The 14,072-nt window shown below is 61.6% G+C and carries 8 protein-coding genes; 1 reads left to right on the top strand and 7 read right to left on the bottom strand.

Annotated elements, in window-relative coordinates:
- Positions 1–255: 255 nt before the first annotated feature.
- Positions 256–2,331, bottom strand: coding sequence for an O-linked N-acetylglucosamine transferase, SPINDLY family protein (locus ACVOMB_RS10700; protein WP_481531156.1), 2,076 nt, complete (start codon positions 2,329–2,331; stop codon positions 256–258).
- Between the two features lie 1,181 nt (positions 2,332–3,512).
- Here ACVOMB_RS10700 and ACVOMB_RS10695 point away from each other — a divergent pair.
- Positions 3,513–5,783 (top strand): Ig-like domain-containing protein, encoded by a 2,271-nt coding sequence (locus tag ACVOMB_RS10695; protein WP_481531155.1) that lies wholly within the window; start codon positions 3,513–3,515, stop codon positions 5,781–5,783.
- A 130-nt stretch (positions 5,784–5,913) separates the two neighbouring features.
- Here the strand turns inward: ACVOMB_RS10695 and ACVOMB_RS10690 are convergent, their stop codons facing one another.
- The 6 genes from ACVOMB_RS10690 to ACVOMB_RS10665 form a co-directional block, all read right to left on the bottom strand.
- The gene (locus tag ACVOMB_RS10690; protein ID WP_481531154.1) at positions 5,914–7,839 is read right to left on the bottom strand and encodes a CocE/NonD family hydrolase; all 1,926 of its coding nucleotides are present in this window, start codon (positions 7,837–7,839) and stop codon (positions 5,914–5,916) included.
- A 287-nt stretch (positions 7,840–8,126) separates the two neighbouring features.
- Positions 8,127–8,969 carry a hypothetical protein gene (locus ACVOMB_RS10685; RefSeq protein ID WP_481531153.1) on the bottom strand — a complete coding sequence of 281 codons (843 nt, stop codon included), beginning with the start codon at positions 8,967–8,969 and terminating at the stop codon, positions 8,127–8,129.
- The gene (locus ACVOMB_RS10680) at positions 8,966–9,463 is read right to left on the bottom strand and encodes a LeuD/DmdB family oxidoreductase small subunit (RefSeq protein ID WP_481531152.1); all 498 of its coding nucleotides are present in this window, start codon (positions 9,461–9,463) and stop codon (positions 8,966–8,968) included. The genes ACVOMB_RS10685 and ACVOMB_RS10680 overlap by 4 nt, the downstream gene beginning before the upstream one ends.
- Positions 9,460–10,743, bottom strand: coding sequence for a 3-isopropylmalate dehydratase large subunit (locus ACVOMB_RS10675; RefSeq protein ID WP_481531151.1), 1,284 nt, complete (start codon positions 10,741–10,743; stop codon positions 9,460–9,462). The genes ACVOMB_RS10680 and ACVOMB_RS10675 overlap by 4 nt, the downstream gene beginning before the upstream one ends.
- Entirely contained in the window at positions 10,740–11,537 is a 798-nt protein-coding gene (locus ACVOMB_RS10670) for a GntR family transcriptional regulator (RefSeq protein WP_481531150.1), read from the bottom strand. Before ACVOMB_RS10670 ends, ACVOMB_RS10675 begins: the two co-directional genes overlap by 4 nt.
- A gap of 410 nt (positions 11,538–11,947) precedes the next feature.
- Positions 11,948–14,065: a TonB-dependent receptor gene (locus tag ACVOMB_RS10665; protein ID WP_481531149.1), complete on the bottom strand. Its 2,118-nt coding sequence runs from the start codon at positions 14,063–14,065 to the stop codon at positions 11,948–11,950.
- Positions 14,066–14,072: the final 7 nt, after the last annotated feature.

Raw genomic sequence — 14,072 nt, 5'->3', positions numbered from 1 at the left:
GCCTTGTCGCGGTAACCGGGGTTTACGAACGCCAACCTCGGCTATCTCGCCAGCCAGGAAGTGCTTCGGCTCGTACCGCAGCGGAAGGGAGCTCTCGACGCTGTGGATCAATTACTTCTTGGCAAGCGTTGCAGAGGGGCTGGACAAGCCATGCAGCCAGCCCGCTCATTCCTTGATACCGGACGGACGCCCGGCGGCAGTCAGCCCGCAGCGTCCCGGTGCCAGCGGGCGCAGGGGGGTTTGCTGGAGCGGGTACTACTCGGCTATGGCAGGGCGACTACTCAGATCGATGATTTCTCTTCGTCCGGCCTTGGCCTGCGTGTGCATGGCATAGAGCAACTGCTCGAGCTGTGCGGCAAATCTGTCGGGCTGGTAGAGAATCGAAGTGCTCAGTTGCTCGCCAAGCTTGCGGCGTATTGCGTCCCGCTTCGATGGGTTGCTGGCCAGTTCGATGGCAATGGCCACGTAGTCAGGTCGACGCGTGGTGCAGAGTTCGTCCATGCCCAATGTATGCAACAGGCTGCCGGCCATGCGACTGACAAAGGTTTCGCCCATGCAGGTAAGCAGAGGAACCCCCGCGCGTAATACATCACTCGCTGTTGCCCCTGAGTTGTAGGGATAGGTGTCCAGTGCAATATCGGCAAGGGCAATACGCGCACGGTGATCTGCAAGTGATTGGCGTTTGGCGAAAATGATCCTTGTAGGCTCCACACCGCGCTTCTCGGTCTCCTTCAACAAGTTGCTGCGGACCACTTCAGAGGACCCCGGGGCGATCCACAGCACGCCTTGGGGTACGTTACGGAGGATTTCGCACCAGTCATCCCAAAGCTGCGGGGTGAATTTGAAGACCTGATTGAAGCTGCAGAACACGATGGCATCCGCCGGCAGATTTTCCGCTTCGCGCGTCGGCGGCTCCGCCAGTGGCGCCAGTGGACAGTTGGGCTGGAAGCACTCGGGCATCAGCGCCAGTGCTTCGCTGAACTGGCCGGCATGTTCAGGCGGTGTGGCTACCGCGTCGCTGATGATGTAATCGGCAAGCCGGGCCTCGCCCAAGGTGCCGATGTAGCCAACCCAGGAGGCTATGACCGGGGCTGGACGCAGTGCGCAGATGCCCAGGCGGGCGTGGGTTGTGTAACCGGTGAGGTCAATCAGGATGTCGATCTGGTCATCGCGGATCAGCTGCGCGGCCTCCAGGTCGTCCATTCGGCTGATCACGGTGAAATGATCAGCGGCTTCAATCAGCCTGCGTCGCTCTTCATCGTCGACTTCCGGGCCATAGGCATACAGGTGCGCTTGGAAGTGCTTACGGTCGTGGGCGGCAATAACCTGGGTGATCAGATGTGCGACCGGATGGTTGCGGAAGTCGGCTGACAGATAGCCAATGCGCAGGCGTCCAACGGGCGCCGTGGCCACTGACGACACCAGCGGATCTGCTGCCAGGGAGGATGCCCAGCGTTTGCGACCAAACTGGCCCGCGAGTCTGCGTAACATTGCGGCATCGAATTCTGGCCAGGCAAGCATGTCGAGCGGCGACAGGTCACTGGCGTCTTGTTGTGACAGCACCGCCAGAAAGTCGGGTATCGATGGTTGCCCAGCATCCCAGTCCGCCAGCTTGCGGCGCAGGCTCAGAATGCGTCCGATGATTTCGACATTGCCCGGTTGCAGTTCCAGCGCATTCTGCAGGCAGGCAAGGGCCTCAACTTCCCTTCCAGTCTTTTCAAGAGTGCCTGCGAGGTTCAGGCGTGGCTGGAGGTAGCCCGGGTTGCAGGCGATGGCGGAACGAAAGCTCTCCTCCGCAGCAGCCTTGTCGCCATGGACCGTGTCGAGTGCGTGGCCGAGATTGTTGTAGGCATTGGCATACCTTCGATCGGCCTTGATGGCCCGACGATAACAGTCGATAGCTTCCGCTTGCCGGTCTGACGTGAAGCTGTTTTTAAGGATGTTGCCCAGGTTGTTCCAAACGTTGGCCTGGTGCGGATTCAACGCCAGGGAGCGACGATAGGCTTGTTCAGCCTCCGGCGCGCGATGCATGGCATTGAGTGTCAGTGCCAGATTGGTATAGGCGTCGGCATTGTCTTCCTTCGCTGCCGCCTGCCTGAGATGGCGTTCGGCTGCCTGGAAGTCTTTGTTGAGATAGCAGATCACGCCCGCACAGACCAATCCACCGGGATGTCCAGGCGATAGTTTCAACAGTTTGCCGCGGCAAAGCTCCAGCGCCTGGGTCAACTGATTCCGTTGGTACAGGGCCAATACCTGTGCGTAAGTGGCGTCGACAATGCTTGCTGGGCGATGGTTCGATCGCTGGGGGATTTTTCTGTGTGAGCGACTCACTCGGCTCTCCGCGTTGATGGATTTTCGTCCTGCACCACAGATGGAGATACCTGCCCTGAATGGCCGGCCATACATATCTCGAAATCTGCCTGGGTGCATGGACCTGGGAAGGTTGTTACCTAGTCCAGCGCGGCGAGGAAATGCGCGGAATACTGCCTCGGCTTGTGAGATTTTTCTGTAGGACAACGCCTAATTTGCAGTGCAGGGCTGGCCTTGGCGTCATGCATGCATGAACGAGCAACGCTGCAGGGCCGCCACAACCATGGCTTGCTTGATGTCGGGACCTAGGCTGCGTGTGCCTGATGCGATAGCCGCATGCATCGAGGCGGTGCTGCGTGACGTGGATAGCGAGCACGACGAAGGGTTTGAGGTACTGGATGCGGCACGGCTGTTCAAACAGAGACGGAGTGCGTTGCCTTGTGGCAATCGCTGGGTGGGAAAATCACAGTCATCAGTGCGGTCCCGCGGGTTGCAGGCGTGCTATGGGAGGTGCCTGGACCACGCTTGCTGCATCGACGTGCGTGGCTGGCTTCCAGCTGGCGATGTATCGCTACGAATTTTCACTAGTGACCCTGTTACTCGTGATAACGCGGCTTTTTCGCGATAGTGGTTTCTCCGGTGAATTCCAGACTCTCATGGCTAGAGCATCGCCTAGGATTCGAGCTGATTCTCATGTCTGAATTTAGGACAGCTCCCGATAATCCAGCCATCCGTACTGCATCGGCTGCTTGAACCGCCGGTCAGCTCCGCACCGGCTGTAAAGCTTGTGGCTACGCGTGAATAGGGAGAAACCTGGATTGCTGCTGATCGCTTGGCGGGGATTGATTCCGCGGGAACGAGATCATCCATTCGGACTAGGAACAATTTGCGTGACACCTGGCTTTCGGGCGGCCTTGGCTACGGACAGCAGTGGGGCGGAAAGTTGATGTACCGAGGTGACGGGCTACCTGGTTGCTGATTGCCACACCAGACGGACCGTATGGGCAGCGGCCTTGATGTCGCTATGCCCCGGCACTGGACACGAGACAAGCGTCTAACGACGACAGCTTGCAGCATCGATGCTGGAGGTGCCGTCGCTGCGCGCGCAGATAGCGCCATGGCCGTGGATTTCGTTCGTGAAATCTGGCGCGCAGCCGCCGACAAGCGGTTGCATGGTCATTTCACTTCAATGGAGAAAACAAGTGAACGCAGTGGGTTACGACAAGGTATCGCAGACGACGGAGTTCGACTACTTGTATGGGTATGCCCATGGCGATGTGCCTGTGATCGAGGCGATCATCGATAGTCACGGCAGCAAGACCGGTACTATCGCCGACGGTGGCTACACCGATGACGGTCGCCCTGAGATCGTGGGCAAGGGGCGCCCTGGCGATATGGTGCACGTCTATGACGGCCGATACCTGATAGGTCATGTCAAGGTTGACGTCGACGGCAGGTGGAGCTTCACGCCAATCGCTCCCTTGACCGATGGAAAACACAGCATCAGCATCATCCATGAGGATCACAACGGCGACGTCGGCGAGGAGTCCGCGCCGTACGTGATCATCGTTGACAAGGTCGCGCCTGCCAAACCGCTGATCGAGGAAGTCTTCGATGATGTCGGCCCGCAGACGGGCCCCGTTGGCAATGGCAGCGCCACCGATGACACCATGCCGACGCTGTCGGGCAAGGGCGAGGTTGGGGCTACCGTCACCATCATCGACAACGGCCAGGTGATTGGTGAGACGCTGGTCGCCGATGACGGAACCTGGGTGTTCACTCCGCATGCCGAACTTGCTGATGGTCAGCATGAATTTGAAGTGGTGATGACCGACCAGGCGGGCAACAGCTCCGAAGCTTCAGAGAAGCATATCGTGGTGGTCCAGGCCAAGGTGCCTGCACAGGTTGCCACCGTAACCTCGATGGGCAAGGACTGGGGCGTGAGCAGCAGTGACTGGCTCACCAACGATGGTGGTGCTGGCCGCCTGATGCAGGGTGCACTCAGCGCACAGCTGGCCGCCGATGAGCGCCTGCTGGTATCTACCGACGGTGGACTGAGCTGGAACCAGGCGATTGTGGACGGCCTGAGCTGGGCAGCGCAGGACAACAACAGTCACAGCGGTAACTGGTCGATCCAGACCAAGGTCGTGAATGATGCCGGCCGCAGCAGTGAAGTGGAATCGCGCGACGTTTTCCTCGATACGCTGGCGCCAGATGCGCCAACCAAACTGACCGTTGATGGTGCGTACCTGACGGTTGGGTTCAAGGCGGGGACGGTATCTGCGGGTGATATCGTCAGTGTGGTGCTGAACGGCCAGCGTTTTGATTACGCATTGACCGTCAAGGATGTGAGCGTTGGCAGCGTGCGCATCGCGCCAGGCTTCGCGGTGAGCTCGGGCGATGTCATGGCCGCGATCATCGACAAGGCTGGCAACAGCTCGAAGTACCGCGACATGGGCGACAACAAGCTCATCGACTTCAATAGTGCCGCGTACGTGAACCTCAATACCGGACAAAGCACGAGCTACAACGGGCTGCGGATCACCTCCGAGGTGGATCATGATGTATGGCAGATACCTGACGCGATCACCGGACTGACCAGTTACGATCCCGCGGTCTATACCGGCATGAAGATCGGCGTCACCGGGCGTACCCGCATAGATTTCACCGAAGGCCCGGTTTCCGAGCTCAAGTTCCTCGTGACCAACCTGCAGGCCGGTTACTTCGACCCCTCCGTGGTCAAGTTCTACACGGCCAGTGGTGCGTTGGTCGGGCAGTTGTCGCTGTCAGCGTATTGGCCGAATTCCTTGAATGCCTCCTTCAAAGCGCCGGCTGGGCAGGACTTCTCGTACATGGTGGTGAGCACCGGTTACAAAGTGCCCGGTTACAAGGGGATCGGTTCGTGGGACTGGATCGGTTTGGATGACTTCCAGATACGTGGTGGTAGCAGTGAGCTCAATGTACTCAAGAATCAAACCATTGATGGCAAGGCTGGCGCCTACTACGGCGGTGATGAGGACAACGTATTTTCGTTGGCCAATGTCGCCCATCTCTCGGCAGCCAGCAGCGGCGGTGTTTCCGCCGGCGCGGGTGTGGACACGCTCAAGCTTACTGGTGCCAATCAGTTGCTGGATCTGGCGGTGTTGCAAGACAAGGTCGATTCCATCGAGGTATTCGACATCACCGGCACCGGCAACAACAGCTTGAGCCTGTCATTGAAGGACGTACTCGCCAATGGCCAGGTTGACCTGTTCCATCAAGGTGGAAAGCAGACGGTGCAGATGATGGTGAAGGGCAATGCTGGCGACGTGGTCAAGCTGGATGACCTGCTCGGCGTTGGCGGTCCGGATCTTGGCGACTGGGCATCGATGGGCAAACAATCCATCGGCGGCGTCTCGTATGTTGTCTATCAGCACTCTGGTCTGGATGCCGAGTTGCTGGTGCAGGATGCGGTACGGGTTGACCTGATCTAAGCCTTGTCTGCGGGCTTGGATGCATCAGGAAAGCGGCACCTCGTGGTGCCGCTTTCTTTGCATGTGCTCGCTGCCAAATGTTGCAGCACTACCTGTGCATTGCCTGCATTTCGCATCAATGCGGGTGGATTCACTCAACGACAGGCAGGCTGATGTAGCTCGGATGCTCGCTGCTGTTCCAGATACGCTGCGTGGCCTTGCGGTAGTCACCGGGCTGGGCGAAGAAGATGTTGTCCACGTACTTCTGTGGGTTGCGGTCGTAGAGCGGGAACAGGCTGGATTGCACCTGCACCATCAAACGGTGCCCGGGTTGCAGGGTCTGGTTCACGTTGGGCAGATCGAAACTGTAAATCTGCGGCGCATCCGGCGTGATCGGCTTCGGCTGGCTGAAACTCTCGCGGTAGCGGCCGCGGAAGATGGTGACCGCCAATGGCAGCTGGTAGCCGGCCATCTTCGGGTTGTCGGGATACTGATCGGGATAGACATCGATCAGTTTGACCACCCAGTCGCTGTCACTGCCCGAAGTGGATGCACTGAGCTGCACCTGCGGAATGCCCGCCAGCTTCATCGGCTTGTCCAATACCGGGCCGGTATAGGTCAGCACATCGGTGCGTCCATCGACAAAGCGCTGATCGCGCACCAGCCATGTGGTCCAGACATCACGATCACCCATATTGACCGGGCGCGGCACGAATGGAACGGGCTTGGCCGGATCGGAAATGTACTCGGCGTACTGCGCGCCGGTACTGGCGCTGTCGAAGCCGAGCTGCGCATCGGCATTGAGATAGAGCCTGCGTGCGTTGGCGGCGCAGCCTTGTGTGCAGCTCTGCGGCCAGTTGCTATAGCTGTCCCAGCGATTGCTACCGGCGTTGTATACCCACACCGGCGGCGTGTTGGCGAGCGGTGCGCCATCCTTTAGGTATTGATCGAAGAACGGCTTGAGCACGTCACGCCGCCACTGCAGGGCGGTGTCGCCGTTGAAGTCCAGCGCGCCGAGCGCGCTGCCGTTGTAATTGGCGCCGCTATGACGCCACGGCCCGATCACCAGGAAGTTGCGCTTGTTGTCGTGGTCCTTGGGTTCCAGTGCGGCCCAGGCGGTGTGTGCGCCGTAGATGTCTTCCTGATCCCATAGCCCTTGTTCCCACATGGTGGGAACCGTGATCTCCGGCAGCTTGGCCAATAGTTTGTCCAAGGCCTGTTGCTGCCAGAACGCGTCGTAGGCCGGGTGCTCGCTGACCTTGTGCCAGGCCGGAATCTGTTCCAAACCCTGCGCCTTGGCAAAGGCGCCCACCGAGCCGATCTGCAGGAAGCTGCTGTAGTCATCGCCGGTTGGCATTGCGATCTTTGCACCCGCACCGCGCGCGGTCATCTGCCCGCTGAAATAGCCGAGGTTTACCTGCCGGTAGGCACCGTGCTGGAACCAGTCGTCACCCATCCAACCGTCTATCATCGGGCTTTCCGGCGCGGCCACTTTCAGTGCGGGGTGCGGATCAAGCAAGGCCATCACCACGGTGAAGCCTTCGTAGGAAGAGCCAAGCATGCCGACCTTGCCATTGGACTCGGGCAGGTGCTTCACCAGCCAGTCGATGCTGTCCCAGGCATCGGTGCTGTGATCGATCTTGGTAGGGTTGAGCGGGCCGCGTGGCGGCCGCGTCATCACGTAATCACCTTCCGAGCCGTACTTGCCGCGCACGTCCTGGAACACGCGGATGTAACCGTCTTCGGCGAACACCGTGTCGCCTTGGGCGAGGGCGTCGACGAGATGCGTCGCACCCGGTGTGCGGTCGACCCGGCCGGCGGCGTTGTAAGGCGTGCGGGTGAACAGGATCGGAGCGTTGTGCGCGCCCTTGGGGATCATGATGACGGTGTAGAGCTTGACCCCATCGCGCATCGGGATCATCACCTCGCGCTTGTCGAAGTCACGGGCTGGTACCGGTGCGACAAACTTCTTGCCAGTGATGTCCGGGGTCATCGGCGCGACCTGCGCGGTGGCTGGCATCGCCATGCCCAGGCAGGTGATGGTGGCGATGGCTGCTGCCAGAGTCAGGTTCCGCATTGCGCTACCTCAAGTGGCTGGGTAAACGCTGACGCTATGCCTGTGTAGTGCTGGTTACACATGGCAAAGGTAATGGGCATTGAAGCAACAGAGGGAGCAAGGCAGGAGCTACCCCTCCCCACCCCCCCCCCCGCACCTTCGGTGCAAGGGAGGGGGCTGTTCGCTGCGCTCTGCCACTTCATGGCGGTGCCGCTTCTACCCCCTCCCTTGCGCGCAGCGCAGGGGAGGGTTGGGGAGGGGTGCTCTTCAGCCGTTGCTGTTGCCCGTACCCAGCAGCCCAACGGCAATCACCCAGCAAGCAACTCCACATGCTCCCCGGCAGGCCCACGCAGGCTGCGGCGCTCACCAGCATCCATGACAACCCAGCCGGCCTCAGCCAGCACTGCAGCGTCCACTGCGGGCAAACGCAGCCCCAGGCTGTACTGACCCGAATGCCGCAGCTTGGATGAAGCAGGCAGGTCCACCTGGTCAATCTCGACCATGCATTGCCCGGGCATCGGCACCACGGCCACCGGGTAGCGGCCGTCCAAGGCCTTGCCATAGGCACGATTGAGTACGGTGATCTTGGTATCGAAGGCCCAGCCCTTGCTACCCAACAATGCAGACCAGGCACGCTGCGAGGCATCGCGATCCGGCGTGGTCATCACTCCGATGAAGGTGCTCGCAACCGTCGCGTCGGTCATCGGCAGATCAAAGGGTGGCACCGCTGCCTTGATCTGGGTGAGGTAGAGCAGTTCGCCGCACGGTCCAAGCACCTGCGCGGCGCGGATGGCATCGCTCAGTTCCAGGTTGGCGGCCGGTCCCAGTACCTTGAACGGCGCGTGCAAGCCCGCGGCCAGAGTGTCGATATCGCCAACCAGCACCTCCAGCGATAACCAGCCGTGGCGGAACATGGGCTCGGCAACGACTGCATGCGGGTCTTCAATCACCCGCAGCACCGGCTCGCCAGCGCTGTTGGCCAGCCATGCCAGCGGCGCGCCGATCAGATCCGACAGGTCGAGTGCGGCAGCATCCTCGGCGCCCAGCACTCCGCGCTGCTGTATCTGTAGCGCCAACTGCGCGACATAGGCGTCGCAGACCTGTTGCAGGTCCGGCGCGATCAAGGTCGCGTGGATGATGCCTTGTTTCATGTGCGGCGCTCCGTGGCCAGCCTGCGCTCCAGCCAAGGCATCAGTCCGCCGCCGGCAACGATCGTCATCAACTCGGTGGGGATCTTCTCGCAGTCGAATGCACGACCAGTGGTGTGATTGATGATGCGACCCTCCACCGGCCGTACTTCCAGTTCATCGCCGCGCGATGCTTCAAGCGTCGCACAGACCAGCGCGGGAACGCCGAGATTCAATGCGTTGCGATAGAAGATGCGCGCGAATGACTTGGCGATGATGGCGCCTACGCCGAGTTCGGCCAATGCTTGCACTGCCTGTTCGCGTGAGGAACCAATGCCGAAGGATTCACCGCCCACCACGATGTCGCCGCGACGTACTTCGCTGGCGAAGTCCGGGTCCACCGCTTCCAGGCAGTGGCTGGCGAGCACGCTCATTGGTTCGCGCATATAGGGACCCGGCGCCAGCACATCGGTATCGATGCGGTCGCCGAACACGAAGGCTTTGCCACGGACGTTCAAACGCTTTCTCCCAGCAACTCGCGTGGATCGCAGATCTCGCCTTTCACCGCGGCGGCCGCAACGCTGTATGGCGAGCCAAGATAGACCTGTGCCTCGGCCGAGCCCATGCGGCCCTTGAAGTTGCGCGCGGTGGTGGACATGCACACTTCGCCACTGCTGAGCATGCCCGCGCCCATGCCAGCACAGGCGCCGCAGCCGGACGGCAGCAGAATGGCGCCGGCTTCGGTCAGCGTCGCCAACGTGCCTTCGGCGGCTGCCTGTGCTGTCATCGCCACCGAGGCCGGCGCGATCAGCAGGCGGGTGCCCTTGGCGACCTTGCGGCCTTTCAATACTTCGGCGGCCATGCGCAGGTCGGTCAGCTTGGCGCCGGTGCAGGCGCCGATATAGGCCTGGTCGACGTGCACCTTGCCGTGCTCGGCAACCGGACGACTATTGGCCGGACTATGCGGCGCGGCGACGTGTGGTGCGATCTGCGCGGCGTCATAGCGATAGTGGTGCAGGTAGCTGGCACCACTATCGCTGCGCCACTGTGCAAGATCACCGTGGAAGGGCTTGCCGGCCTGTTCCAGCGCAGCCAGCGTGGTTGCATCGGGTTCGACGATGCCAGTCTCAGCGCCGAGCTCGGCGGCCATATTGCACAGGGTCAGGCGCTCATGCATCGGCATCGCCTGTACCGCGCTGCCACCGTACTCGAACACCTGGCCTTCGTTGCCCATGCCGTATTGGCCGCACAGCATCAGCATCACGTCCTTGGCACTGACGCCGGCACCGAGCATGCCATCGAGCTGCACGCGGGTGGTCTGCGGCACGCGCAGCCACACTTCACCGGTGACCAGTGCGCCGGTGATGTCGGTGGCACCCATGCCGACCATGAAGGCACCAAAGGCGCCACCGCTGGGCGAGTGCGAATCACCGCCAACGCAGAACATGCCGGGCTGCACGTGGCCGTGTTCCTGCAGCACCACATGGCAGATGCCGAGCATGTCGTAATGGGTGACGCCCTGCGCCTGCGCCCACTTGCGGGTCAGGGCGAGGATGTCGGCGCTTTCCATGTCCACCGCAGGTACGAAGTGGTCGGAGACCACCACCACTTTGTTCGGGTCCCATACTTTTGCGCCGAGCTTTTCCAGCCGTGAGGCGACCCGGCGCGGACCGCCGGAGTCATGCATCATCAGCAGGTCGAGCCTGGCGGTGAGGATTTCACCGGCCTGCACGGCCTCACGTCCGCAGGCACGGGCGAGGATTTTTTCGGCAAGCGTTGCACGCACAGTTGCACTCAAACAAATGTCTCCGGCTTGTTGGTTTCGTAGTCCATGCGCATCTGGTAGCGCAGCTGGTCGGGGCGATATTGGATGTCGAGCAGATCCAGCAACTGCTGGTCAGGGCCGTAGGAGCGACGGGTCAGGTTCATCACTGCCTGGCCGGGCGACATGTGCAGGTGCATGGCGGTCATCGCGCCGGCACGCAGCGCACTGACGGTCTGCTGGACCTGCACGAAGCGGATGCCACAGCGCCGGAACAGGGCGATGCGCGAGCCGTAGGCCAGTTGCTCGGCGTTGAACTCCGGATGTGCGGTGCGGGTCCAGCTGGCGTAGTAGCCGAAGGCCTGGCCGTGGCGCGAGCGCACCCGCACGCAATGCACCAGGGTTTCCTGCGGGCCGCTGCCGAACTGCTCGCGGATCGGCTCGGGCGGAACCACGCGTTCCCAGCCCAGCAGGCGTACCTGGGTATTGCTGGCCAAGGTATCGAGGCTGTGGATCAACTCGCCCAGCGGCGTCTTCAACGGCATCGGGATGCTGGAGCTGCGGCTGCTGCCACCGACCACACGGGTGCCGCGGCCGCGCTGGCGTACCAGCAGGCCATCGTTGGCCAACAGCTGCAGCGCCTGGCGCACGGTGACCCGCGAAATGCGCAGACGCCGGGCCAGCTCTTCCTCGCGCGGTAGCTGTTCACCGTCGCCGATCTCGCCACGTTCGATCAGCCCACGCAGGAAGCCCTGTAGCTGGTGGTACAGCGGCGCATGCAGGTCACGGCGGAGGATGCCCTCCAGGGATTGGGTGGTGAACGGGTCCACGGTGGTTTGCCGGCAGGTCCGAAATAATCTTAATGATATATCTATATATCTAAAAGGGTCGTTGGTATAGACCTTGTTGTGTTTCGGGCAGGAATTCGCTTGGGTTGGGAGGGGTTTTCGCTGGCTGACGGGTTGGCGGGAGGATGCCTGCCGAGCATGGCTCGGCACTACGCTCCCTCCCTTTCGCACAGCGAAGGGGGTGAAGAAGGTCCGCTGGCGCGCTACTGGCGCGCGGCCTGATGAACGACCGAAGGCTGTGCCTTCGGGCCGGGCGGGTTGGGGAGGGGTGCTCTTCGGTGTCTGATGGGTTGGCGGGAAGGCCTCTGCCGAGCATGGCTCGGCACTACCTGATGGGCTGGCGGGAAGGCTTCTGCCGAGCATGGCTCGGCACTACCTGTCGCTATCCGCCCTCACCAGAAGCGGTAGCTGAACTCCACGCCGTAGGTGCGCGGCACGTTCGGGTAGATCACGCCTACGCCCAGCCCGGCAATATCAAAGCCGCCGGTGGAGGCGAATTCATTGCTCAGGTTCTTGCCCCATAGCGCCACCGACCACGCTGCATCACGCGGTTCATAGGCGATGCGCGCGTTGTACTCATGCCCGGCCTTGCGCATGATCAAGCGCGAGGCATCCTGGTTCTGGAAGTAGTCGTCGGTGTAGCGCGCCTGTGCGCTGAACACCAGGTCGGCATTGCCAAGCGGGTGCACGTAGCTGCTGCCGAAGGTCCATTGCAGCTTGGGTGCGTTCTTCAGCGGGTGGCCGCGGAAGTAGGCGGCGTTGATGGCCTTGTACTTCTGGTATTCCGAATCGATGGTGCCGAGCGTGGCGTTGAGCTTCAGCCCGCGAGTCAGCTGTGCCTCGGCTTCCAGCTCGATGCCCTGGATCAATGCGCCGGTGGCGTTGGTCACCACGAAGATGCCTTCCGGGTTCACTGCGGCCAATTGGATGCCGTCGTAATCGAGCCGGTAGTAATTACCGTTCAAGCGCAGGCGGTTGTCCCACAGCGTCGACTTGATGCCTATTTCATAGGCGCGCAGGGTTTCAGCATCCACCTGCACCAGGGTTGCCGGGGTGCTGCCGCGGCCATTGAAGCCGCCACTCTTGAAGCCGGTGGTGACGCTGGTGTAGCCCATTACATTGTCACTGAAGTTGTAGGACAGCAGCACCTTCCAGTCCGGACGGTTCCAGCTGTTGCTCATGTTCTTGCTGAAGTTGGGGTCGCCATTGGCCTTGACCGCGCGCACCGAGAAATCCTTGCTCTCATAGCTGTAGCGGCCGCCCAGGGTGAGGGTCAGCTTGTCGGTGAACTTGTAGTCACCTTGCGTGTAGATCGCATACGCCGAGGTGTTCTGGGCGATGTAGTTGGTGCCACCGCGCACGAAGATGTCGCTGCGGGTTGGCTGGTCGTTGTGTTCCTTGAACGCGAACACGCCGGCTACCCAGCTGAAAGGGCCGTCCAGCTGCGAGGTGAATTGCGCCTCGTAACCCTTCTGGTTCTGGCGCTGATCCTGTTCAAGGTGATAACGGGTCTGCGCGGTGCCATCCACGTCCATGTAGAAGTGATGATCCAGCGTGCGGTAGTGCGCGATGCTGCGCCAGGAGAACGCACCGAAGTCGGTTTCATTGGTCAATGCCACGCCGAACTGGTCGATGTCGTTCAAGCCCAGCGTGTCGGTTTCGGTCTTGTAGAAGCTGCCCAGGCGCGGCACCTGGTTGCCATTGGCATCCAGCGCAACCGGTGTGCCCCAGGCCGGGGTGGAGCGCTCGCGCAGGCGGTCGATGCTCAAGGTGGCGTAGGAGGCTTCGCCCCAGGTCGAGGCCAGCGACAAACGCCCGGCCAACACGTCCTGGTCGTTGACCATGCGGTTGTGGGTGATGTCCTTGAGGATGCCATCGCGCTGGCGGCTGAGCGCGGCGGCGGAGACGTCCAGCGTCTCGCCGATGCGGGTGGCAAAACTCAGCCGCGCGTCGCGGCGGCCGAGGTTGCCGATGCTGCCATCCAGCGCCAGCTTGCTTTCGCCGGTGGGCTTGCGCGAGATGTAGCGGATCGCGCCGCCGGTTGCATTGCGGCCGTACAGCGTGCCCTGCGGGCCGCGCAGCACTTCGATGCGTTCGACGTCGTACAGGTCGAACATCGCCCCGTTCTGGCGCGGGATGTAGACATCGTCGATGTACAACGCCACCGCCGGGTCATTGGTGAACATCGACTCATCGGCACCCACGCCGCGCATGAAGATCTTGGCGCCGGAACTGGTGCCGGTGTTCTGTTCGATGATGATGTTGGGTGCGGCGAACTTGATGTCGTCCACGCGCTTGACCTGCATGCGGTCCAGCTCCGGCCCGCTGATCACGCTCATGCTCAGCGGCGTCTTCTGCATCTGCGCTTCGCGGCGTTGCGCGGTAACGCTGACCTGATCCAGCTGCACGGCCTGATCGTCACCGCTGGTCTGCTGTGCCAGCGCGGGGTTGCTGCCAAGGGCGGTCACGATCGCGACTGCCAGCGCACTGCGGTACAGAACTTCCTTCATTGCCTGC

This window comes from Stenotrophomonas sp. STEN018 (assembly GCF_056760235.1).
Note: the sequence above shows the minus strand (reverse complement) of the source record. Positions and strands in the feature narration are given on the sequence as shown.

Coding starts and splice junctions, on each gene's coding strand:
- ACVOMB_RS10690 (WP_481531154.1), bottom strand. CDS start 7,839: ATGCGGAACCTGACTCTGGCAGCAGCCATCGCCACCATCACCTGCCTG.
- ACVOMB_RS10685 (WP_481531153.1), bottom strand. CDS start 8,969: ATGAAACAAGGCATCATCCACGCGACCTTGATCGCGCCGGACCTGCAA.
- ACVOMB_RS10665 (WP_481531149.1), bottom strand. CDS start 14,065: ATGAAGGAAGTTCTGTACCGCAGTGCGCTGGCAGTCGCGATCGTGACC.